At 64.7% G+C, this 21,670-nt stretch carries 24 protein-coding genes; 13 read left to right on the forward strand and 11 right to left on the reverse strand.

Annotated elements, in window-relative coordinates; translation table 11 throughout:
- Positions 1 to 47: 47 nt before the first annotated feature.
- The 3 genes from FJ527_RS09080 to FJ527_RS09090 all read left to right on the forward strand — a co-directional run bounded on the left by FJ527_RS09080 (position 48) and on the right by FJ527_RS09090 (position 2,830).
- Positions 48 to 1,148, forward strand: a complete 1,101-nt coding sequence (locus FJ527_RS09080) for an aminotransferase class I/II-fold pyridoxal phosphate-dependent enzyme (RefSeq protein ID WP_140822771.1) — start codon at positions 48 to 50, stop codon at positions 1,146 to 1,148.
- A gap of 158 nt (positions 1,149 to 1,306) precedes the next feature.
- On the forward strand, positions 1,307 to 2,545 hold the full coding sequence (locus FJ527_RS09085) for an MFS transporter (RefSeq protein ID WP_140822773.1): 1,239 nt from the start codon (positions 1,307 to 1,309) through the stop codon (positions 2,543 to 2,545).
- A gap of 15 nt (positions 2,546 to 2,560) precedes the next feature.
- Positions 2,561 to 2,830: a hypothetical protein gene (locus FJ527_RS09090; protein ID WP_051041236.1), complete on the forward strand. Its 270-nt coding sequence runs from the start codon at positions 2,561 to 2,563 to the stop codon at positions 2,828 to 2,830.
- Between the two features lie 58 nt (positions 2,831 to 2,888).
- Here the strand turns inward: FJ527_RS09090 and FJ527_RS09095 are convergent, their stop codons facing one another.
- From FJ527_RS09095 to hemC, 6 genes are all read right to left on the reverse strand, one after another.
- Entirely contained in the window at positions 2,889 to 3,605 is a 717-nt protein-coding gene (locus FJ527_RS09095; protein ID WP_140618394.1) for a glutamine amidotransferase, read from the reverse strand.
- A gap of 15 nt (positions 3,606 to 3,620) precedes the next feature.
- Positions 3,621 to 4,100: a TerB family tellurite resistance protein gene (locus tag FJ527_RS09100; RefSeq protein ID WP_140618392.1), complete on the reverse strand. Its 480-nt coding sequence runs from the start codon at positions 4,098 to 4,100 to the stop codon at positions 3,621 to 3,623.
- Between the two features lie 37 nt (positions 4,101 to 4,137).
- A complete protein-coding gene (locus FJ527_RS09105) occupies positions 4,138 to 5,730 on the reverse strand; it encodes a heme biosynthesis protein HemY (protein WP_140660480.1) in 1,593 nt (530 codons plus the stop codon).
- 10 nt (positions 5,731 to 5,740) lie between these two features.
- Positions 5,741 to 7,129 carry a COG4223 family protein gene (locus tag FJ527_RS09110; protein WP_140822775.1) on the reverse strand — a complete coding sequence of 463 codons (1,389 nt, stop codon included), beginning with the start codon at positions 7,127 to 7,129 and terminating at the stop codon, positions 5,741 to 5,743.
- A gap of 109 nt (positions 7,130 to 7,238) precedes the next feature.
- The gene (locus FJ527_RS09115; protein WP_140822777.1) at positions 7,239 to 7,955 is read right to left on the reverse strand and encodes a uroporphyrinogen-III synthase; all 717 of its coding nucleotides are present in this window, start codon (positions 7,953 to 7,955) and stop codon (positions 7,239 to 7,241) included.
- Positions 7,956 to 7,957: 2 nt separating this feature from the next.
- Positions 7,958 to 8,884, reverse strand: a complete 927-nt coding sequence (gene hemC, locus FJ527_RS09120; protein ID WP_140822779.1) for a hydroxymethylbilane synthase — start codon at positions 8,882 to 8,884, stop codon at positions 7,958 to 7,960.
- A gap of 101 nt (positions 8,885 to 8,985) precedes the next feature.
- Between hemC and tsaD the strand changes: the two genes are divergently transcribed.
- From tsaD to FJ527_RS09155, 7 genes are read left to right on the forward strand one after another with little or no spacing between them, the layout of a single operon-like run.
- The gene (gene tsaD / locus FJ527_RS09125; RefSeq protein WP_174361985.1) at positions 8,986 to 10,071 is read left to right on the forward strand and encodes a tRNA (adenosine(37)-N6)-threonylcarbamoyltransferase complex transferase subunit TsaD; all 1,086 of its coding nucleotides are present in this window, start codon (positions 8,986 to 8,988) and stop codon (positions 10,069 to 10,071) included.
- On the forward strand, positions 10,068 to 11,090 hold the full coding sequence (locus FJ527_RS09130; RefSeq protein ID WP_140822781.1) for an NAD(P)H-dependent glycerol-3-phosphate dehydrogenase: 1,023 nt from the start codon (positions 10,068 to 10,070) through the stop codon (positions 11,088 to 11,090). Before tsaD ends, FJ527_RS09130 begins: the two co-directional genes overlap by 4 nt.
- A gap of 37 nt (positions 11,091 to 11,127) precedes the next feature.
- Entirely contained in the window at positions 11,128 to 11,424 is a 297-nt protein-coding gene (locus FJ527_RS09135; RefSeq protein ID WP_140822783.1) for a YciI-like protein, read from the forward strand.
- 39 nt (positions 11,425 to 11,463) lie between these two features.
- Positions 11,464 to 11,889: an EVE domain-containing protein gene (locus tag FJ527_RS09140; RefSeq protein WP_140822785.1), complete on the forward strand. Its 426-nt coding sequence runs from the start codon at positions 11,464 to 11,466 to the stop codon at positions 11,887 to 11,889.
- The gene (locus FJ527_RS09145; RefSeq protein ID WP_140822787.1) at positions 11,886 to 12,569 is read left to right on the forward strand and encodes a methyltransferase; all 684 of its coding nucleotides are present in this window, start codon (positions 11,886 to 11,888) and stop codon (positions 12,567 to 12,569) included. The genes FJ527_RS09140 and FJ527_RS09145 overlap by 4 nt, the downstream gene beginning before the upstream one ends.
- Before the next feature lie 22 nt (positions 12,570 to 12,591).
- A complete protein-coding gene (locus FJ527_RS09150; RefSeq protein WP_140822789.1) occupies positions 12,592 to 13,008 on the forward strand; it encodes a DUF1761 domain-containing protein in 417 nt (138 codons plus the stop codon).
- 13 nt (positions 13,009 to 13,021) lie between these two features.
- The gene (locus tag FJ527_RS09155) at positions 13,022 to 13,765 is read left to right on the forward strand and encodes a glycosyltransferase family 25 protein (RefSeq protein ID WP_140822791.1); all 744 of its coding nucleotides are present in this window, start codon (positions 13,022 to 13,024) and stop codon (positions 13,763 to 13,765) included.
- Between the two features lie 4 nt (positions 13,766 to 13,769).
- Here FJ527_RS09155 and gcvA read toward each other — a convergent pair whose 3' ends face one another.
- Positions 13,770 to 14,702: a transcriptional regulator GcvA gene (gene gcvA / locus FJ527_RS09160; protein ID WP_015315059.1), complete on the reverse strand. Its 933-nt coding sequence runs from the start codon at positions 14,700 to 14,702 to the stop codon at positions 13,770 to 13,772.
- Between the two features lie 166 nt (positions 14,703 to 14,868).
- Here gcvA and FJ527_RS09165 point away from each other — a divergent pair, with 166 nt between their 5' ends.
- Positions 14,869 to 15,111, forward strand: a complete 243-nt coding sequence (locus tag FJ527_RS09165; protein ID WP_140618370.1) for a hypothetical protein — start codon at positions 14,869 to 14,871, stop codon at positions 15,109 to 15,111.
- Positions 15,112 to 15,191: 80 nt separating this feature from the next.
- On the opposite strand, the gene FJ527_RS09170 is transcribed toward FJ527_RS09165, so the two are convergent.
- On the reverse strand, positions 15,192 to 15,728 hold the full coding sequence (locus tag FJ527_RS09170; protein ID WP_181166327.1) for a L,D-transpeptidase: 537 nt from the start codon (positions 15,726 to 15,728) through the stop codon (positions 15,192 to 15,194).
- Between the two features lie 144 nt (positions 15,729 to 15,872).
- Between FJ527_RS09170 and FJ527_RS09175 the strand changes: the two genes are divergently transcribed.
- On the forward strand, positions 15,873 to 16,556 hold the full coding sequence (locus tag FJ527_RS09175) for a response regulator transcription factor (protein ID WP_015315056.1): 684 nt from the start codon (positions 15,873 to 15,875) through the stop codon (positions 16,554 to 16,556).
- A 123-nt stretch (positions 16,557 to 16,679) separates the two neighbouring features.
- Positions 16,680 to 17,135, forward strand: a complete 456-nt coding sequence (locus FJ527_RS09180; RefSeq protein WP_015315055.1) for a cyclic nucleotide-binding domain-containing protein — start codon at positions 16,680 to 16,682, stop codon at positions 17,133 to 17,135.
- 144 nt (positions 17,136 to 17,279) lie between these two features.
- Here FJ527_RS09180 and FJ527_RS09185 read toward each other — a convergent pair whose 3' ends face one another.
- The 3 genes from FJ527_RS09185 to FJ527_RS09195 all read right to left on the reverse strand — a co-directional run bounded on the left by FJ527_RS09185 (position 17,280) and on the right by FJ527_RS09195 (position 21,660).
- The gene (locus FJ527_RS09185) at positions 17,280 to 18,086 is read right to left on the reverse strand and encodes an exodeoxyribonuclease III (protein WP_140822793.1); all 807 of its coding nucleotides are present in this window, start codon (positions 18,084 to 18,086) and stop codon (positions 17,280 to 17,282) included.
- 99 nt (positions 18,087 to 18,185) lie between these two features.
- Positions 18,186 to 18,866, reverse strand: a complete 681-nt coding sequence (locus tag FJ527_RS09190; RefSeq protein ID WP_140712495.1) for an outer membrane lipoprotein carrier protein LolA — start codon at positions 18,864 to 18,866, stop codon at positions 18,186 to 18,188.
- A 133-nt stretch (positions 18,867 to 18,999) separates the two neighbouring features.
- Entirely contained in the window at positions 19,000 to 21,660 is a 2,661-nt protein-coding gene (locus FJ527_RS09195) for a DNA translocase FtsK (protein WP_140822795.1), read from the reverse strand.
- Positions 21,661 to 21,670 lie beyond the last annotated feature (10 nt).

Genomic DNA, 21,670 nt, shown 5'->3' on the forward strand with positions numbered 1-21,670 from the left:
GCTTTTGTGGCTTGGATAACCTGGGACAAGACGATCTGGGGGAAGCCATGAACTACACCAGGATGGTGATCGAGAAAGAAGCGCCGGAGGAGTACGGTTACGACCGCATCCGTTACAACCTCTCCGAAAGTTCGATCGCCGATCAGAAACTCTCCGACATTGGCCTCTCGCTGCCTGATCTGACCCTCTTCTATGGCGAGCATCGCGGCGACAGGGAATTGCGCGCGCTGATCGCCGCGCAGGATGCCGGCATCGCGCCCGACGACGTGCTGGTCACGGCCGGTGCGGCCGGCGCGTTGTTCATCATCTCCACCTCGCTGCTCTCGGCCAGCGATCACCTCGTCGTCATCAGGCCCAACTACGCCACCAACATCGAAACGCCGCGGGCGATCGGCTGCGCCATCAGCTTTGTCGACCTCGCCTTCGACGAAGGCTTCGCCATCGACGTCGAGCGCGTCAGGGCCGCGATGCGGCCGAACACGAAGCTGATCAGCGTTACTTGCCCGCACAATCCGACCGGCACCATGATGAGCCGTGCCGAATTGGACGCGCTGGTCGCGCTCGCCGAGACCAGCGGCTGCTATCTGCTGGTCGACGAAACCTATCGCGATCTCTCCTATGGCAGGCGCCTGCCTTCCACGGCCACGCTGAGCAAAAAGGCCATCAGCGTCTCGTCGCTGTCGAAAGCCTTCGGCATTCCCGGCATCCGCATCGGCTGGCTGATCACCAGGGATGCGGCCCTTCAGGAGACATTTCTGGCCGCCAAGGAGCAGATCGGCATCTGCGGCAGCGTCATCGACGAAGGCATAGCGCGCGGCGTGCTGGAGGGCCGGGACGCTTTCCTGGCAAAGCTGCTGCCCGAAATGGCCAGGCGCCGGGACATCGTCCAGGCCTGGATCGACCGCGAGCCGCTGGTCGACTGGGTGCGGCCCGAAGGCGGTGTCGTCGGTTTCCCGCGCCTCGATGTCGAACCCGGCTTCGACCTCGATCGCTTCTATGTCAGGCTGCTGGAAGATCACGGCACCTATGTCGGGCCCGGCCACTGGTTCGAAATGGAAAAGCGCTTCTTCCGCGTCGGCTTCGGCTGGCCGAGGGAGGCCGAGTTGAAAGGCGGGCTGGACGCGATTTCAGCTGCGCTGCGGCAGTAACTTCCGCGTGCTATCGGTGGTGCGGATCGAAAGTCCCTTGATCCGGATCTGATTTTAAAGCATATCCGCCCCGAACTTTACCAAGTTCCATTGGTCGAACAGCGCCCATTCGGGAAGTGCCCCGCGAGCCGATGCCCACCGCAACGGGGCCTCACTTCATGATACCAGAACAAACCTTGCCGGAGCAGCGCTATGCCGCTTTCCGGCACAGAGCCTTCCTCAGCTACTGGACGGCGCGCTTTCTCACCACTTTCGCGACCATGATCGTTTCGGTGGCCGTCGGCTGGCAGGTCTATGATCTGACGCGCGATCCGTTCGATCTTGGCATTGTCGGCATCGCCCAGTTCCTGCCGTCGCTGCTTCTGGTGCTGGTTACAGGTGTCGTCGCCGACCGTTTCGGCCGCCGGCTGATCATGACCTTGGCGACCTTGGTCGAAGGCGCCTGCGCGCTGGCTCTGCTGTTTCTGACCCTGCGCGGCCTTACAACCCCGCTGCCGATCTTCGCCGTGCTGGTCATGTTCGGCATTGCCCGCGCCTTCTACGGGCCGGCTTCGTCCTCCCTGTTCGCCAATCTCGTGCCGCAGCGCGATTTCGCCAATGCCATCGCCTGGAACTCCTCCGCCTGGCAGACCGCGACGATTGTCGGCCCGGTCGCCGGCGGCTTGCTCTATGGCGTGTCGGCGGAAGTGGCCTATGCGACGGCCGCAGTCCTGATGCTCGCCGCCGCGTTGCTGATCTTCACCATTCCCAAGCCCGCGCAACAGACCGCCACCGACAAGCCGACAATGGAGACGCTGTTTGCCGGCTTCCGCTACATCTGGAGCGAGAAGATCGTGCTTGGCGCCATCTCGCTCGACCTCTTCGCCGTGCTTCTGTCCGGCGCCTCGGCGCTGCTGCCGGTCTATGCGCGTGACATTCTGCAGCTTGGACCTTGGGGCCTCGGCTTGCTGCGCTCGGCACCGGGGATCGGCGCCATCTGCGTCGCCGTCTGGCTTGCGGGCCATCCGATCCGCGACCGTGCTGGCAAGATCATGCTGAGCTTCGTGGCGGCGTTCGGCGCCTGCACCGTGCTGTTCGGCCTGTCGACGCTCACCTGGCTCTCGATTGTGGCACTTGCCCTGCTCGGAGCCACCGACATGTTCAGTGTCTACATCAGGGAGACGCTGATCCAGCTGTGGACGCCCGACGAGGTGCGCGGCCGCGTCAACGCCGTCAACCAGGTCTTCGTCGGCGCCTCCAACGAGGTCGGCGAATTTCGCGCCGGCACCATGGCGGCGCTGATCGGCACGGTTCCGGCGGTGGTGATCGGCGGCGTCGGCGCCGTCGCGGTTGCCGGCCTGTGGGCCTATCTGTTCCCGGCGCTGCGCAAGGTGAGGCACCTCAAAGGACGAAACTGACGGGGCAGCGAATCTATGCTAAGCCGCCGCCGAACCAACCAAAGGACGACACAAGTGAGCGAACCGACCGTGGCCGAAGCGACCGAAAATATCTACGCGTCGCTCCGGGCGGACAATGCCGACATCGACGCCCATATCGCAACGCTCAAGGCAGCGCTGGCGCGAGAGGGGATAAAACAGGCGGTGTTCGATCCTGCCAAATTGGCGCAGAGCAACCGCTCGGGCCGCAAGTTGATGCAGGCTTATTTTCGGCAGCGCGGCGTGAGCGTAACGTTTTCGGACTAGTTTTTAGGCTCCGAAAGCCGGTCGTCAGAAGCCGGCGGGTCGGAGCACCGGCCAGGCTCTAACGCGCCACAGGCTCGCCAAAAATCGCGCGCAAAAACTCGTCGAGCCAGCGCTTCAAATGCATGTCCCAGATCAGCCGGCCGCCGAGATGGTCGCGGCCGGGCTGCGCACCGGGCAGCTCGAAGCGGTGGGCGCCGCGCACCACCCAGCGCTGCATCATCACTCGGGTCAGTTCGCCGTGGAACTGGATGCCCCAGGCATTATCGCCATAGCGGAAGGCCTGGTTGGGATAGGTCTCGTTCGTGGCCAGCAGCGTCGCGTCGCTCGGCAGCGAAAAGCCTTCACGATGGAACTGGTAGACCATCTCTGGCCAGTGCATCAGTTTCTTGCCGGCCTCGGTCGCTTTCAGGGGATACCAGCCGATCTCGACCAGCCCTTCGCCATGGCCCTCGACCTTGCCGCCGAGATGATTGGCCAGCATCTGCGCCCCAAGACAGATGCCGAGCAGTGGCCGGTTCTCCCTGAGTGGAATCTGCAGCCAGTTGGTCTCGCGACGGACGAACTCGTCCTCGTCATTGGCGCTCATCGGACCGCCGAAGACGACCGTGCCGGCGTGGCCATCCAGCGTTTCCGGCAAGGCGTCGCCGAGCGGCGGGCGGCGGATGTCGAGATCGAAGCCCTCTTCGAGCAGCATGTGACCGACGCGTCCGGGGCTCGAATTCTCCTGATGCAGCACGATCAGGATTTTTGGTTTCGACCTCGTCTGGCGCGGCATGGGACGGCGAAAATCCTATTCGTCCGAGGATGTTCCAGTGGCGCCCGGCGCGTGCGCCGCCGCCTTGCGGCGCGCCTCGACGCGGTCGTGGCGTTCGACGCCGATCAGCTCGGCGACACGCCACACCGTGTTGTCCTCCAGCTCATGCAGCTCGCCATCGGCATAGACGATCTCCCACATCAGGCCGATGAACGCCTTGCGCCCCTCCGCGTCGAGGTGACGCTTGAGCACGCTGGTGAAGGCGTAGAGGTCGATCGCCTCGTTGTCGGCCCGCTCGCCGGCGGCGGCGAGTGCTTCGAGTTCGGCACCGCTGATCGAATAGCTTTGCGCCAGCACCGTCTTGAACCGCTCCCATTCGACATCCTGGCGCACGCCGTCGGCATTCATCACATGATAGAGCAGCGCCGAGGCCGCGACGCGCGGATCGTCCGTGCTGGCATGGCTGCCGGAGCCAGCCGGTAAATCCCTGAGAAACGACAGAACGCGCTCGAACATCAATTCATTCCCAAACGGCCCAACGGCCTGCCCAAAATCAAAACAGCCGGAACCGGCGGGGCGACTTTTCCGCCTCGTCGTCCGGATCGACGCCTGGATCGTCCGGCAGCCGCGCCAGTTCTTCCGCCGGCTCGACGGCCTCGGCGTCGGCGGGCACCGCGGCAAAGGCGGCGGCCGTGACCGGGGTGACATGATCCTCGCGGCTTTCGGCGTCTTTGCCCGTCGCCTCGTCGCCCGGTGCGGCGTGATCGATCACCTCGACCGGCCTTTCCGGCCTGCCCGGCGCCTCGATGGCCACTGCCGGGGCGTCCGGCTCATCGTGGCTGTCGATCAGCTGGCCAAGCCGCTCCATCGGCGCGCGCCATTCGAAGGCGTCGAGCCGGCCGGTGACCGGCGAGACCGGTGCCCAGCGCTCGGAGACGACGCCGTCGGCGACCCAGGCCGGATCGCGCGGGGCTCGCACCGCCTTGGACAGCAGCTGCCGCACCTTGCCCTGGTCGCCGGTCTCGGCCTCCTCGATGTCGGCGAGCAGCAGATAGGCGCCCTCGCGTCGGTCCATCCGGATCGCGGCCTCTGCCTCGCGGCGGGCGGTTGAAAAATCCTGCGCGTCGAGCGCGGCACGCGCCACCGTCATTGACGATTCAGCGTGGTTCTTCTTCATCTCCTGCAGCTTCTTTGCCCGGTTGAGCCGATCGAGCACGGCGTCACCCGGCCTCGCATGGGTGTAGAGCTCGGCAATCTCGGGATGCGGCTCGGCCTTCCATGCCGCTTCGAGGATCTTCGAACCCTTGCGCACGTCGTTCTGCCTGAACAGCGCCGCGGCGGCGGCAACGGCGGCGGGGGCAAAATCCGGCTGCAATCTGTTGGCCTCGATCGCCGCTGTCCTGGCAGCCGCGGGATCGCTGTCCGCAAGCGACTGCGCCTTGGCGGTCAACAGCACCGCGCGGCGGCGGTTGGCGGCGTCACGCTCGATCTGCCGCGTCGACTTCTGCGCGTCGACCAGTTTCAGCGCGCCATCCCAGTCGCCGCGCGCGGTCAGTTCCTCCAGCGTCGATTCGGCCGCCCAGGCCAGTTGCGGCGCCACTGCGGCGGCACGGCCGGCATAGTGCCGGGCGGCGTTGCGGTCACCCAGTCGTTCGGCTTCCAGGTAAAGCCCTCGCAGGCCAAGCAGCCGCATTTCGGGATCGTCGAGCATGCTCTCGAATTTTTGGCGCGCGCCTTCATGGTCGCCTTCGAGCAGCGATGCCTGTGCCTCGAGCAGATGGATCAGCGGCTCCTGGTCGGAGCGGATCAGCTTGGCCGCTTCCTTGGTCTTCTTGCGGGCCAGCGCCCCGTCGCCGGCGCCGGCGGCGATCATGCCGGTCGACAGCGCCTGATAGCCACGGTCGCGGCGGCGCACGCGAAAATAGCGCGAGATGGTGTAGGGACTGTTCCACAGCGACTTGATGAGCCACCAGACAATCATCACCGCGGCGACGACAGCGACGACGGCAACCGCCGCCACCATCAGGCTCACCTGGTACTGATAGCCGTTGAAGGTGACGACCATGTCGCCCGGCCGATCGGCCAGCCAGGCAAAGCCCAGCCCGAGCGCGAAGACGACGATGAGGAAGGCGAGCAGGCGGATCATCGTGTTGCCCTCATGCCTTCATCGCGCCGGAGATCAGCGCGTCGACCTGGGTTTCGACCTCGATGCGCGCCTTCAGTTTGCCGGCAAAGTCGGCGCCCGCTGCCTTCGCGGCTTCCGGCAGCGTGTCATATTCGCTCAGTGCCTTGGCATAGTCGCCCTGCGTGACCGCAGCCTCCATGCGCGCCACGGTTTCCGGTGCGCCGGGGCCTTCGACGGCACCGATCGGCCGGACCTTGACCAGCGATTCAGCGCTCGACATCAGGTTCTGAAGGAAGCCGGCATTCTGATCGACCGGCGTGGCGGCGGCGACCATGGCATTGGCGGCGGCGTCCATCTGCGAGGCGATCTCGGTACGGGTCGGCACGCCCTTTTCCGCATAGGGCCGCAAGGTCGCGAGTTCGGGCGCATCAGGCGAAATCGCGGCCAGCGTATCGAGTTCGGCCGAAAACGGCGCGCCGCGATCGAGCGCCGCCTTCAGCGCCGAGGCAGCGATGGCGAGTGCGATCTTTGGCTGCGACGCCTGCGCATCGACCTTGCCGGAAAGCTGCGACACCGACTGCTCCAGCGCGGAGAGACGGCCTTCCTGTGCCTTCGCCGCCTCGCCCGTCGACTTCACCAGCGCATCGAGACCCGCCAGCTTTTCGTTGAGCGGGCCGAGATCGACAGGCGCCGCGCCGCCGGCCTTGCCGAGGGCGGCCACCGAGGTTTCGATCTGCTTGACTTTGTCGCCCATCGCGGCAAGCCCGGCATTGTCGCCCGCGCCACCCTGTTCGACCGCTGATTTCAGCGCCGCGACATCGCTTTTCAACGAGGCGATCTCGCCATTGACGCCGTCGAGCGAGACACCGGGAGCGGCACCCGGCGCACCGAGCAGGCCGGCAAATTGCAGGCCACCGGCGCCGACCAGGACGATGACACCACCGATGATACCGGCGGCGATGCCGTTGAGGCCGCCCCGCTTCGGCTGCGTGGCCATCGGTTCGCTCCTTGCGTCGGTTTTACCGGAAGCCGCCTTGGTCTCGGCGGTTTTGGCGGTTGCATCCTCGAAATTGTAGTCGGAAGCCTTGGCGCGGTTGGGGGGTGTATCCGAACCGGGATAAAGCATTTCCGGCTCAGTGGATTTGGCCTCGGCTTGCGGTGGCGCGTGGGTGCCAGGCTGCCCGGCGGCTGCATCGCCATGCTCCCAAGGTTCGAGATCCGCCTGATCGGCATGTACCGGCTCGTCCGGCGGCTCTGGCCGCGAGGCGTTCGCCGCTTCCTCGGCCTTCGCCTCGTCGGTCTGGGCGGTATTCTTGGCGGCATCCTCGTCGACGATGCGTGAGACGGCGCCCGGATCGAGATCGATGGTCACCGGCTCGCGGCGGCCTTTCGAGTGTCGCATCTTCGGCGTCTTGACCATGCAGGGGCTCCGCAAATTCGCTTCGTCTCAACGCCTGGCGGCGCGTGATGGTTCAGAAAGGGTCTAGCACATCACCAAGCGGTGAAAAGGGGCGGTGTGATGACGCGGGTCAGGGCCGTGCCCGCAAAAGTGCCAACAGCGCCTCCTCGTCGGGCCGCGCGGCAACGTGCATTGCTTTGCCGGTGCCGTCGCCGAAAGCGGCGGCAATGCGCGCGGAAAGAGCGAAAAAACGGGTCTTTTCAAAGGCCTGCTGCAAGGTAAGTCGCCTGGCCAGTGTCTGCATTTCGGCAGCGGCCATGGCCGAATAGAGCAGCACCGCATCGACGGATTGACCGGATATCAGAGGAAGGATCGCTTCGTCCGAATAGCTCACCGCAAGCGTGTCATAAGTCTCGACGGCATGGACCTGGGCGTGAGCTGCTTCCAGCTTCTGCTCGAAGGCGGGAAATCGCACGCGCCCGCAGAAATAGACGATTGTTTTGCCGGAAAACGCGATTGCCATGCCGTCGGCCAGCGCCTCGGCATCGCCGGGCCCCTCATTGACCGAGAGAAAGCCGGCTTTGCGCGCGGCCTCCGCGGTCCTCCTGCCGACAGCATGACAAGGCAGATTGGACAGCACCGCAATCAGATCTCTGGGGGCGTGGCGCACCGCATTAGCGCTGGTGATGGCGACGACTGCCACGTCTTCCGGAATCGCCTTGGCATCGACCGGCAACGCCTTCGTCTCCGTCAAGGGCAGGAGAAGAGGCTCAAAACCCATCTCCTCCAGCTTTCGCGCGGTGCGCGACGCACCCGGCTCCGGTCTGGTGACCAGCACGCGGAGCATCTTCAGAGCCAGCCGTGGAAGAACTTTTCGCCGGCCTTGGCACGCACCGTCCGCGCCGCTTCATCACCGATGCGGGCGGCGTCCTGTGCCAGCCCTTGTAGCTCGACCGCGTGCGACTGCGTGCCGTCGGGGGAGATGATCAGCCCGGCGAAAGAGAGCTTTCCGGCCTTGATCGCGGCATAGCCGGCGATAGGCGTGCGGCAGGAGCCATCGAGCGCCGCCAGGAAAGCGCGCTCGCAGGCGAGTGCTTGCCCTGTCGCCACATCGTGGATCGCCACCAGCATCTTCTCGACATCGCGGTCGCCGATCCGTGTCTCGATGCCGATCGCACCCTGGCCTGGTGCCGGCGGGAAGCTGTCCAGCGGCATCAAATCGGTGGCAACATCTTCCAGGCCCAGCCGCTTCAGGCCGGCATAGGCAAGGATGGTGCCGCTCGCGACCTCTTCGTCCAGCTTGCGCAGCCGCGTCTGCACATTGCCGCGGAACATCACCACGTCGAGGTCCGGCCGCATGCGGCGGATCAACGCCTGCCGCCGCAGCGACGAGGAGCCGACTTTCGCCCCTTGCGGCAGTTCCGCGATCGTCTTCGCCGCCCTGCCCACAAAGGCATCGCGCGCATCCTCGCGCGGCAGGAAGGCGGAGAGTTCCAGGCCGGGCGGCAATTGCGTCGGCATGTCCTTCGACGAATGCACGGCGATGTCGATCGCGCCGGCGAGCAGGGCTTCCTCGATCTCCTTGGTGAACAGGCCTTTGCCGCCAGCCTCCGACAGCGGCCGGTCCTGGATGCGGTCGCCGCTGGTCGAGATAACGACAACCTCGAACGCCTCCGCCGGCATGCCGTGCGCCGCCATCAGCCGCGCCTGTGTTTCATGCGCCTGCGCCAATGCCAGCGGGCTGCCGCGTGTTCCGATTTTCAAGATTGTTTGCATGGCGCGCGGTCCGTGATAACCCCCGGCTGGCTTTGCGTTTCCGGGCACTCTCCTAACGAGGAACGCCCTGACATACAATCTCTGGAGACAGCGACGAATTGATCCGCGTTCTGGGCATTGAGACGAGTTGCGATGAGACCGCCGCCAGCGTCGTGGCGCTGGAGGGCGATGCCGCGCCGAAAATCATGTCCAACATCGTGCTCTCCCAGATCGAGGAACATGCCGCGTTCGGCGGCGTCGTGCCGGAGATCGCCGCGCGCGCCCACGTCGAGGCGCTGGACGGCATTATCGAGGCCGCGCTCGCCGATGCGGGCGTGGCGCTGGCCGATCTCGATGCGATCGCCGCGACCGCCGGACCAGGCCTCGTCGGCGGACTGATCGTCGGGTTGATGACGGCCAAGGCGATCGCCGCGGCGGCCGGCAAGCCGCTGATCGCCGTCAATCACCTCGAAGGCCACGCCTTGACGGCGCGACTGACCGACGGGCTCGAATTCCCCTATCTCTTGCTGCTGGTCTCCGGCGGCCATACGCAGATTCTGGCCGTGCGCGGCGTTGGCGACTACCAGCGCTGGGCCACCACCATCGATGACGCGCTCGGCGAAGCCTTCGACAAGACCGCCAAGATGCTCGGTCTGCCCTATCCCGGCGGTCCCAATGTCGAGAAGGCAGCGCTGTCGGGCAATGCCTCGCGTTTTGCCTTCCCGCGGCCGATGAAAGGCTCGGCGCAGCCCGATTTCTCCTTCTCCGGCCTGAAGACCGCGGTGCGTCAGGCGGCGACAGCGATCGAGCCCTTGAGCGACCAGGATGTCGCCGACATCTGCGCCTCGTTCCAGGCGGCCGTCGCCGATGCGCTCGCCGACCGTGTTTCTCGCGCGCTGGAACGCTTTCGCGAAACATTCCCTGGCACGAAAAACCCGGCGCTGGTCGTCGCCGGCGGCGTCGCCGCCAACCGCACGGTCAAGACAACGCTGGAGCGGCTTTGCACTGACGCCGGTTTCAGCTTCGTCGCGCCACCACTGAAGCTTTGCACCGACAACGCGGCGATGATTGCCTGGGCCGGTATCGAACGCCTGCGAGAAGGCATGGCGCAGGAGAACGGCTTCGATTTCGTGCCGCGCTCGCGCTGGCCGCTGGACAGCGTCTCGGCGCCGATGGTCGGCTCCGGCCGTCGCGGAGCCAAGGCATGACCGATCGAGCCACGAACAGCGAGGGTCCGGGCAAAAGCGGCTGGCATGTCGCCGTGCTCGGCGGCGGCGCCTGGGGCACGGCGCTGGCGCTGGCCATGCTGCGCGCCGGCCATACGGTGCGGCTGTTCGCGCGTGATCCTGAAACCGTGGCCGCGATCGGCCGGGGCGAGAACCCACGCTATCTCCCGGGCATCGCCATCGCGCCCGGCATCGAGGCGACGAGCGACATGGAGGCAGCCCTCACTGGGGCCGATTGCGTGCTGACGGTAACGCCGGCTCAGGCGTTGCGGGCCACGCTGGCCGCCGCCAGGAATCATATGCCGGCCGGCATTCCGCTTGTGCTTTGCGCCAAGGGCATCGAGCGCGACACCGGCGCCTTGCTGTCGGCAATCGCTGCCGAAGTCTTGCCGCCAAACCCGGTCGCAGCCCTGTCGGGGCCGAGCTTTGCCAGCGATGTCGCCCGCGGCCTGCCGACGGCGGTGGTGGTGGCCGCCGGCGACGAGGCGCTTGCGGCCAACCTTGCCGCCCGTTTTTCGGCTGAAAACCTGCGCTGCTATTCGAGCGACGACTTGATCGGCGTCGAGATCGGCGGCGCCTTGAAGAACGTCTTCGCCATCGCCGCCGGCGCTGTCACCGGGGCCGGGCTCGGCGCCAGCGCACAGGCGGCCATGGTGACGCGCGGCTTCGTCGAACTGCGCCGCATCGGTGCCGCCTTCGGCGCCAGGCCCGAGACCCTGATGGGGCTTTCCGGCCTTGGCGACCTGCTGCTTACCTGCTCGTCGACGCAGTCGCGCAATTTCGCCTATGGGCTGGCGCTCGGACAGGGCAAGGCACTTTCCGGATTGCCGCTGGCCGAGGGCGTGCCGACCGCGGCGATCGCCGCCCGCATCGCCGCCGAGCGCGAAATCGATGCGCCGATCATCGCCGCGGTCGCCGCCATACTGGACGGCACCATCACCATCGAGCAAGCCGTGACGGCGCTGATGACCCGGCCGCTGAAGACCGAAACCAACGATTGATCCCCACATTCTGATCCAACCACCCAGGAGAAAGACCATGCTGTTTGCTCTGATCTGCAAGGACAAGCCCGGAAGCCTGCAGGTGCGCCTCGACACGCGGCCCGAGCATGTCGCCTTTCTCGAAGGGCTGAATGGCGACAAGAAATTGGCCTTTGCCGGTCCGTTCCTCGACGCCGACGGCAAGCCCAATGGCAGCCTCGTGGTGGTCGAGGCGCCTGATCTGGCCAGCGCGCAGGCTCTGTCGGCCGCCGACCCCTATGCCAAGGCCGGCCTGTTCGAAAGCGTCGAAATCGGCCAGTGGAACTGGACGTTCAACAAGCCGGCGGCTAGTTAATTCGCGGCGCCCGCGACTGGGCCGCAAGGAGGAGAGAAAATGAACTATTGGCTGTTCAAATCCGAACCCTCGGTTTTCTCCTTCGAGGCGTTGAAGGCCAAGGGCAAGGCCGGCACCCAATGGGACGGCGTGCGCAACTACGCCGCCCGCAACAACATGAAGGCCATGCAGGTCGGCGATCTCGGCTTCTTCTACCATTCCAACGAGGGGCTGAACGTGGTCGGCATTGCCGAGGTCTGCGCGCTGGCCCATCCCGACACCACGTCGGATGATCCGCGCTGGGAGTGTGTCGACATCCGCGCCGTGAGGGACATGCCGAACCCGCCGACGCTGGAAGAAGTCAAAGCCAATCCGAAACTGGCCGAGATGGCGCTGGTGCGGCTCGGACGGCTTTCCGTGCAGCCGGTGACCCCGGCCGAATGGAAGGAAGTCTGCCGCATGGGCGGCCTGACGCCTGCGCCGTGACGGCACTTACACCCGATAGCGCCAAGCAATTCATTCTCGACAACACGGCGCTGATGGCGCCGCCGCATGTACCTGAGATTCGCCTTCACCTCGCCGACGAAGCGCATGATCTCTGGCAGCGAACAGAGGACGAACTTGTCGAGATCGGCCTGCCGCCGCCCTTTTGGGCGTTTGCCTGGGCGGGCGGCCAGGGCCTCGCCCGCTATGTCATCGACAATCCCGATATGGTCCGAGGCAAGCGCGTGCTCGATCTCGCTTCGGGCTCCGGCCTCGTCGCCATCGCCGCCGTCAAGGCGGGCGCTGCCGAGGTAACCGCCGCCGACATCGACCCGTTCTGCGCCACCGCGATCCGCCTCAACAGCGAGGCCAACGGCGTCGGCATCGGGTTCCTCGGCACGGACTGTGTGGGCACCGATGCGGGTTGGGACGTGGTCCTGGCCGGCGACGTCTTCTACGACAAACCCTTCGCCGACCGGCTGACGCCGTGGTTTTCGACACTCAAACGGCGTGGCGCCGACATTCTGGTCGGCGATCCCGGCCGGTCCTATCTGCCGCGATCGGGGCTGGAGCCGCTTGCCGTCTATCAGGTGCCGGTGACAAGGGCGCTCGAGGATGCCGAAGTCAAACGCACCACGGTATGGCGACTGCTTGACGCAATCGCCGAACAGGCGTTTCCATAAAACCGAACAGGAGGGGGAACTCATGGATTTTTCAGCAGTGAATTGGCTGGCGGTGATCGCCGCCGCCGTCTTGGCCTGGCTGTTCGGCGCCGCCTGGTACATGGTGTTGAGCAAGCCCTGGCTGAAGGCCGCCAGGCTCGATCCGGCGACGATGAAGAAATCGCCGCTGCCCTTCGTCATCTCCTTCATCGCCGAACTGCTGATGGCCTACATCATGGCCCTGGTCGTCGGCGCGATGACGGGTGGTGAGCCGACCTGGCTGGCCGGACTGATCTTCGGTTTCGTGCTTTGGCTGGGTTTTGTCGCCACGACGCTGTCGGTCAACCATCGCTACGAGAATTTCGGCTGGGACCTGACTGTCATTGACGGCGGTCACTGGCTTGGCGTGCTGTTGATCATCGGCGCGGTGATCGGCTGGTTCGGCGCCGCTGCAAGCTGACGGTGCGTTGACGATGGCGGACGAGTCCGGATTTCCCCGCGACCTGGTGTTCACCAGGATTTGTCACGTCAAGCAGGGCTACGACGACCGGCGCCGGCACATCGTGCGCGAGTTCGACCGGCGCGGCGTGCCGGTCACCTTCTACACAGACTGGGACAGGGCGGATATCACCCCGGAAATCCGTGCTGAATTGGTCGCCCCCGATTTTGTCCACCCGGCGCAGGTCTCGCTGGCGCTGAAGCATGTCGGCATCTGGCGCGACTTCCTCGAAACCGACCTGCCCTATTGCCTGGTCTTCGAGGATGACGTCTTCCTCGCGCGCGACTTCGTCGCCAAATTCCGGCAAGGGCTGGCCGAACTCGGCAGCCCGATGCGCAAGGCCGTCATCTATCTCGGCAACGGCAGCAACTACTACACGCCGAGCTGGAAATTGCGCAGGGGCCAGAGGCTCTACCCGGCACTGCATGCCAGGTGCGCGGATTCCTATCTCATCACCCGTCCGGTCGCCGAAGCCCGTTGTGCCTGGATCGATCAACACAAGATCTACACCGTGATCGACCACCAGATCGAGCAGATGGACGAAAAGCTGGGCGTTGAGATGCTGTGGTTCGAGCGGCCAATCGTCGAGCAAGGCAGCGAAAACGGCGCGTTCCAGACTTCCGTCGCCGGCAAGATGCAGCCGCTGCTCTACAAGAAGCTGAAATGGAACGTGAAGAAATACCGACGCATGATCTTCGGCCACAACGCCCGGTCCTGAGGGACTACACCTTGTCCGCTGTCCGCGTCCTGGAAACTTCCTCTAGGATCCATTCGCGGAAGGCGACAATGCGGGGATCGTCGGCCATGGCCTGGGGATAAACCAGGAAATAGGCATATTCCGGCGCAACCCTGATGCTGAGTTCGAAGGGCCGCACCAGCCGGCCCTCGGACAGGTCGTTTGCCACCATGGCGAAATCGGCGAGCGCGACGGCATTGCCGTCGAGCGCTGCCTGGACCGCATCCGTCGATGTGCCGAAGACCACGGTGCGGCTGTCGTCGAAATCGTTGATGCCGGCCGCCGCCATCCACATGCGCCAGTTTGGCCATGTCACGCCCTGGCGAGCCCATTCGATATGGGCAAGCGTGTGGTTGAACAGGTCGCGCGGCTCGCGCAGGGGCGGCCCCGATGTCAGGAGGCCCGGACTGCACACCGGAATGATGATGTTGTCGAACAGGCGGTGTGCGCTGAGCCCCGGATATTTGCCGGCGCCGAAGCGGATGCCGACATCGACGTCGTCGAGATCGAAATCGCGCAAGCCATAGGCGATGTCGAACCTGAGTTCGATGCCCGGCCGCTGCTGGCGGAAATTCTCGACGCGCCGCATCAGCCATTTCGCCGCGAACTGCGCGTCCAGCGTCACCTTCAGGAATTCGGTGCCGCGCGCCATCTTGCGCGCCCGCATCACGGCGCGGCCAAGCAGGTCGAGCGTGTCGGTCGCCGCCTCGTAAAGCACCGTGCCCGCCTCCGTCAGCCGGATGGTGCGGCTGGTGCGGGTGAACAGCACGATGCCGAGCTGATCCTCGATTTCCTTGATCTGGTGGCTGACGGCGGCAGGCGTCAGGCCGAGCTCGTCGGCGGCGCGGGTGAAGTTGAGGTGCCGGGCCGCCGCCTCCAGCGTCCTGAGCGCCCGCGTTCCCGGCAAGAGCGCTGCCATCAGCGTGCGACCTGATCGAAGCGGTCCATGGAGCCTCAATCCTCAAATAAAACTTGATGATGAGACAAGAACTACTCGTTTCCCGTTTGTTTTTCAATACGGCATGATTGCAGCATCAATGACACCATCAAACCGGATTTGATGTCCGGGGAATACGGATGACCTCATGTCTCACATTGCTCTTCGCCCCGCATACATCGCCCGGCCAGACTGGCTGTCGGCTGCCCGTACCTGGCTGCGGCAGGCCAGGGTCGCGGTCAACCTTCCTCACCAGAACGTCGAGGATCTCTCCGATCGCCAGTTGCGCGATATCGGGGCCGGCCGCAGGGACATCGCCCGGGCCATGGACCGCGAGACAGGCCGGTTGGGCCTTCTCGACATCGGCTGGCAGCGGAACAGGAAGGGATAAGCGAGCAGGGGAGTAGGATGATGCAGCTTGAGCGTGTCTGCTGCCGCTGACGACTTCCCTATTCCCTATTCCCTATTCCCCTATCTCACCACCCTTACCACTGTCCGGTCCGACAGCAGCGGCAAAAGCCGCGCCATCGTGCGCGCGGTCACCGCCACGCAACCTTCCGTTGGCGTGAAGCCGGGACGCGCCAGATGGAAGAAGATGGCGCTGCCGCGCCCGCGCCGGCGCGGCGCGATGTTCCAGTCGAGCACCAGGCAGGCGTCATAGAGCCGGTCGTCGCGCCGCATGCGTTCGTGGCTGGCGCCGTAGGGAATCTTGACCGGCCTGTTATAGTTGCGGTCGTCAGGCACTTCGCACCAGCCGAGGTCCGGCCCGATCGGCGCCATCGCCAGCCGCGTTCTGCGCCCGGCGGCAAACTGATCTCCCCGGAAATAGCCCGTCAGTATGCGCATCGAAGCGAGCGGCGTGGCGCCGTCGCCTTCGCGCTTGCCGGCCGAGATGCCGCCACGCCCCAGCGCGCACGCAAACACCGTTTTGCCGGCCTGCAGCAGGCCCTGGCTTGGATGGCCGGGGCGAGCCCGCACGGTCAGCACGCGCAGCCCTTTTGCCAAAATTGCGCCGGCTGCATTGCGATCGCGTTTTTTCTTGTATGATCGTGCCACGGAACAAATCACTGTGATCGGCTATTGTGCCGGCCAGCTTCCGCATAAATACGCAGCGGTCAACTGAATTCACTTTTCAAAACAACGGATTGATCCATGACCTCACGTACCATCCTGATCGTCGATGACGATGACGACCTGCGCGGCACACTGGTCGAGCAACTGTCCCTCTATGAGGAATTCGATGTGCTGCAGGAAGCGACTGCGGCAAAAGGCGTCACCGCTGCGCGCGGCGGGCTCATCGACCTGCTCATCATGGATGTCGGTCTGCCCGACATGGACGGCCGGGAGGCGGTGAAGATCCTGCGCAAGGGCGGCTACAAGGCGCCCATCATCATGCTGACCGGCCACGATACCGATTCGGACACGATTCTGGGTCTCGAGGCCGGCGCCAACGACTATGTGACCAAGCCGTTCCGCTTCGCGGTGCTGCTTGCCCGTATCCGGGCGCAACTGCGCCAGCATGAGCAGAGCGAGGACGCGACCTTCTCGGTCGGCCCCTACACCTTCAAGCCCAGCCAGAAACTGCTCATCGATCAGCGCGGCGGCAAGGTGCGGCTGACGGAAAAGGAAGCCTCGATCATCAAGTATCTCTATCGCGCCGACCAGAAGGTGGTGACCCGCGACGTGCTGCTGGAGGAAGTGTGGGGATACAATTCCGGCGTCACCACGCATACCCTGGAAACCCATGTCTACCGTCTGCGCCAGAAGATCGAGCGTGATCCTTCCAATGCTGAAATTCTTGTGACAGAAAGCGGCGGCTACAAGCTGGTTCCTTAAACATTTCACCATTCAAATGAGCGGTTCGGGCGGGGCCGCTTTCGGGTACGATCCTGTTGGAGGGGGATTCTGGGACCGTACCGCAGAGGAGGGATTGGACTGACCGTTCGGGGACACAGCTAGATGGCGCTGGATGACGACATCCGCATCCTGTCCGCCGTGAGGCTTTTCGAGGGCTTCACGCAGGAACAGTTGCGCCTGCTCGCCTTCGGTGCCGAGACCACTTTGGTGCAGGCCGACCACAAGCTCTATCGCGAGGACGATGTGGCCGACTCGGCTTATGTCGTGGTCAGCGGGCGTATCGTGCTCTATCGCGAGCAGGATGGCGAGCGCATCCCGATCGGCAAGGTCGGCCCAGGCACGATGCTTAGCGAGCTGGCGCTGATCGCCGATACCAACCGGCTGACCAGCGCCTCGGCCGAAATCGACTCGGAAGTGATAAGGCTGAGCCGCAAGATGTTCCGGCGCATCCTGGAGGAATACCCGGAATTGGCGGTGAAGCTGCATCAGCGCATCTCCGAGGAATTCCACGACATGATCCGCCGCATCGAGGAATTGGCGCCACGATTTTCGGGTTGACCTGGCATTTGGCGCCGTAGGTGTCGAGATTCAGGTCAGGCCGAGGCGAAAACGGCGGATTCCGAGAACCGTACCTAAATCACGTAAGCACCGGAAGCGAGGAAGCCGCCGTTTGCAGGCCGGCTTCACCTGATATCGATAAACCTAATCCAAGTCGAACCGGGCAATAACTGGCACATGGTCGGACGGCCGGTCCCAGCCACGGGCGGCTCTAAGGATCTCATAGCCGGCAAAACTGGGCACCAGGTTTGGTGACGACCAGACATGGTCGAGCCGCCGGCCGCGATTGGACGCCTCCCAATCCTGCGCGCGATAACTCCACCAGGTATAGAGCTTCTGTTCCGGTGGCACGTTGTGCCGCATCAGGTCGACCCAGCCGCCGGCGCGCCGCATCGCCTCGAAGTTTTCGGTCTCGACCGGCGTGTGGCTGACCACGTTGAGCAATTGCTTGTGCGACCAGACATCATGCTCCAGCGGCGCGATATTGAGGTCCCCGACCAGCACCGACGCCGATACCTCGCCATGCTCGGCCCGGATGGCGTTCATCTCGGCGACGAAATCGAGCTTGTGCCTGAACTTCCTGTTGATCTCGGGATCCGGCTCGTCGCCACCCGCGGGCACGTAGAAATTGTGCACCAGGATGGTCTTGCCGCCGGCCTGTACCGTCACCGACAGGTGGCGGCTGTCCTCGATGTCGCAGAAGCGGCGCTTTTCGACCACCTCGATCGGCCGCCGCGCCACCGTCGCCACGCCGTGATAGCCCTTCTGGCCATGGAACGCGATGTAGGGATAGCCGACCTTGCGAAAGGCTTTTTCGGGAAAGAGCTCGTCCGGGACCTTGGTTTCCTGCAGGCAGAGCACATCGGGCGCGTACTCATCGAGCAGGCGTTCGACGATCGGCATGCGCAGGCGCACGGAGTTGATATTCCAGGTGGCGATCGAAAAGGGCATGCGGAGGGGTCCGGCAGGAGATCGCCATTCTACTGCCAGTCGCGCGCCGCAAAAACAAGCCAGCCCGCTCCGCTAACGGGCCTGGCTATATCGGCGGGCCTACCGCGTCTTGGTGTTCAGCTCGCGATTGGCCGTATAGTCGATGGCGAACGTGTCGGGCGCGAAGCTGACGCCTTCCTTGGTGTTGAAGATCATCACCGTCGTGTCCTTGCCCTGCGCGTCGGTGATCGTCCACTGCCGCAGATCATAGGTTTTCGGGTCGAACATCATGGTGATCCGCGCATTGCCGAAAACCGACTTGTCGGAAAGCTGGATGGTGGTGAGGTCGTCTTCTTCCTTGACGCTCTTGACGCGGTTGCCGGAGAGGTCGATGCGGTCGTCGAGCAGCAGTTTCAGCGGCGTCTTCGACAGCGGATAAAGGTCCGACGTGTTCAGTTTCTTGTTGAGTATGGCGACCGATCTGCCGTCGGAAATCACCCGGAAATTCGAGGACCCGTCATAGTTGAAGCGGATCTTGCCCGGCCGTTCCAGGAAGAACTTTCCGCCGGTCTGCTCGCCCTTGGGGCCGAACTGGACGAATTCGCCGCTCATCGATTTGACCGCCGAGAAATGGTCGGCGATCTTCTGTGCCGCCGCGGGCACGGCCGCCTGCGCCGAGGCCAGCAACTCGAATCCGGGCACCACGTTGAGTGCGGCGGCACCCGCGAATACCAGGCCCAGGCCAATCAATTGGCGGCGTGTCGGGGCAAAATCGCTGAGCGCTGAAAGATCGTTTTTCATATCGGTCACTCTCGTCCGGTTCCTGATTTGGTCGCTGTCGTGAACCCCCAGTTGGGCTGAAGTTTGGCGAGGCGATCGCTGCTCAGTCGGTGAACGCGCCAGAAGGTTCAAAGTTGCCGCGAACTCTGCGCTATCAGAACTTGTCGTCTTCTGTCGGCACCAGGATTTCGCGTTTTCCGGCATGGTTGGCCGGGCCGACAATGCCTTCCTTTTCCATCTTCTCGATAATCGAGGCGGCTCTGTTATAGCCGATGCCCAGACGCCGCTGGATGTAGCTGGTCGAGGCCTTGCCGTCGCGCAGAACCACCGAAACCGCCTGATCGTAAGGGTCGTCGGAATCCTCGAAATTGCCACCGCCGCCGCCGCCGCCCGAACCGCCCTTGCCGGACGACTCGTCGTCGTCCTCGCCGTCGTCCTCGGTGATGGCGTCGAGATATTCCGGCACGCCCTGCAGCTTCAGGTGCCCGACGATCTTCTCGACCTCGTCATCGGAGACGAACGGCCCGTGCACGCGCTGGATGCGGCCGCCGCCGGCCATGTAGAGCATGTCGCCCATGCCGAGCAGCTGCTCGGCGCCCTGCTCGCCCAGAATGGTGCGGCTGTCGATCTTGGACGTCACCTGGAAGGAGATGCGGGTCGGGAAATTGGCCTTGATGGTGCCGGTGATGACGTCGACCGAGGGACGTTGCGTGGCCATGATGACGTGGATGCCGGCGGCACGCGCCATCTGCGCCAGGCGCTGGACGGCTCCTTCGATGTCCTTGCCGGCGACCATCATCAGGTCGGCCATTTCGTCGATGATGACGACGATATAGGGCATCGGCTCGAGATCGAGATCCTCGGTCTCGTAGATCGCCTCGCCTGTCTGGCGGTCGAAGCCGGTCTGCACAGTGCGCGAGATCTTTTCGCCCTTCTTCTCGGCCTGCTGCACGCGTGCGTTGAAGCCGTCGATGTTGCGCACGCCGACCTTGGACATCTTGCGGTAGCGGTCCTCCATCTCGCGCACGGTCCATTTCAGCGCCACCACCGCCTTCTTCGGGTCGGTGACCACGGGCGTCAGCAGATGTGGAATGCCGTCATAGACGGAGAGTTCGAGCATTTTCGGATCGATCATGATCAGCCGGCACTCCTGCGGGGTGAGGCGGTAGAGCAGCGACAGGATCATGGTGTTGATGGCGACCGACTTGCCCGAACCGGTGGTGCCGGCGACCAGCACGTGCGGCATCTTGGCGATGTCGACGATGACGGCTTCGCCATTGATGGTCTTGCCCAGCGCCAGCGCCAGCTTGGCCTTGGTCGTCTCGAAGTCGCGGCTGGCCATGATCTCGCGGAGGTAAACCGTTTCGCGCTTGGCGTTGGGCAGTTCGATGCCGATGGCGTTGCGGCCCGGCACCACGGCGACGCGGCAGGCGATCGCGCTCATCGAACGGGCGATGTCGTCGGAAAGGCCGATGACCCGCGACGACTTGATGCCCGGCGCCGGTTCGAGTTCGTAAAGGGTGACGACCGGACCCGGGCGGACGGCAATGATCTCGCCCTTGACGCCGAAATCCTCCAGCACGCCTTCGAGCAGGCGCGCGTTCTGTTCCAGCGCGTCCTTGGAAAGACTTGGGTCGCGCGCGACATTCTTCGGTTCGGACAGGAAATGCAGCGACGGCATTTCGAAAGTGTCGGAGCCGATCAGCGAGGTTTGCGCCTCGCGCTGGACGCGGGCGCCCGGCACGGGTCGCGCCGCCGGCGCCTCCACCCGGGTGGCGGCATCGGAGCGGAACTGCTGGACCTTGGCCGTGGGAGCACGCCGCTGCGCGACGGGCTCGTCATCGAAATCCATATCCGCGTCGTCGCGGCCGAAGACATCGTCGTCGTCCGGGTCGACGGAGACGCTGCGGTCGTTGACCATGGCGGCGAAGAATTCCGGTTCGACACGGGCGCGGCCGTCATGGCTCATGCGCTGCTCGGCGAACTCGGCCGACTCGACGCGTTCGGCGGCCCGGCGCCAGGCGCTGGCGCGCGGCTCCATCTCCGGTTCGAACTCGTCGCGCTCCTGCCTGCGGCGCACCGCGCGGCGATGCATCCACGCGCGGAAAGAAAGCCACCAATGGGTGATTGCGCCGAGCGCCAGTATGCCCTCGTCGCCCTCGTCCTCGTCATTGTCGAACAGAAGCTCGTCCTCGCGCGGGTCCGCGGCGGCCGGTTCTTCCATCACGGCGAAGCCGTTCTTGCGCCCGAGCAGCGCCGCGCCATGGGCGAACAGCCAGAGCGCGGGCGCAGCCAGCACTATGGCGAGCACGCTGGCCACCAGCCCGGTTGGATAGCCGCCGATGAGGACACCGGGGATCTTGAGCACCATGTCGCCGAAGACGCCGCCGAGGCCGGTGGGCAGCGGCCAGGTCTTGGGCGGAACGATGCAGCCGGCGATGGCGGCGGCGAGCAGCGCGAAACCGAACCAGAACAGCCCGCGCCTGGGCAGCCGGTCGACGCCGCGCGCCGAAAACAGGAGGTATCCCCAGATCACTGCCGGAACCAGCGCGGCGACCGCGGCAAGGCCGAAGAACTGCATGGCGAGGTCGGAGAACACCGCGCCGGCATAGCCCATGGCGTTGGTGACGATGTTGGCGGTGGCATGCGAGAAGCTTGGATCGGCGACGTTCCAGGTTGCGAGGCTGGCGACGGCGAAGGCCGTGAACGCGAACAGGCCGGTGCCGACCAGACGGCCGACCTGGCGCCGCGCGAATGCCTGGATGCCGTGCCCCGTATCGGTCAGCGCGAGCGGTGCTGAAGCCCCTGAACGCATGCTCTTCCCC

This window comes from Mesorhizobium sp. B2-4-18, from assembly GCF_006441385.1.
GTDB classification, from domain to species: Bacteria; Pseudomonadota; Alphaproteobacteria; order Rhizobiales; family Rhizobiaceae; genus Mesorhizobium; species Mesorhizobium australicum.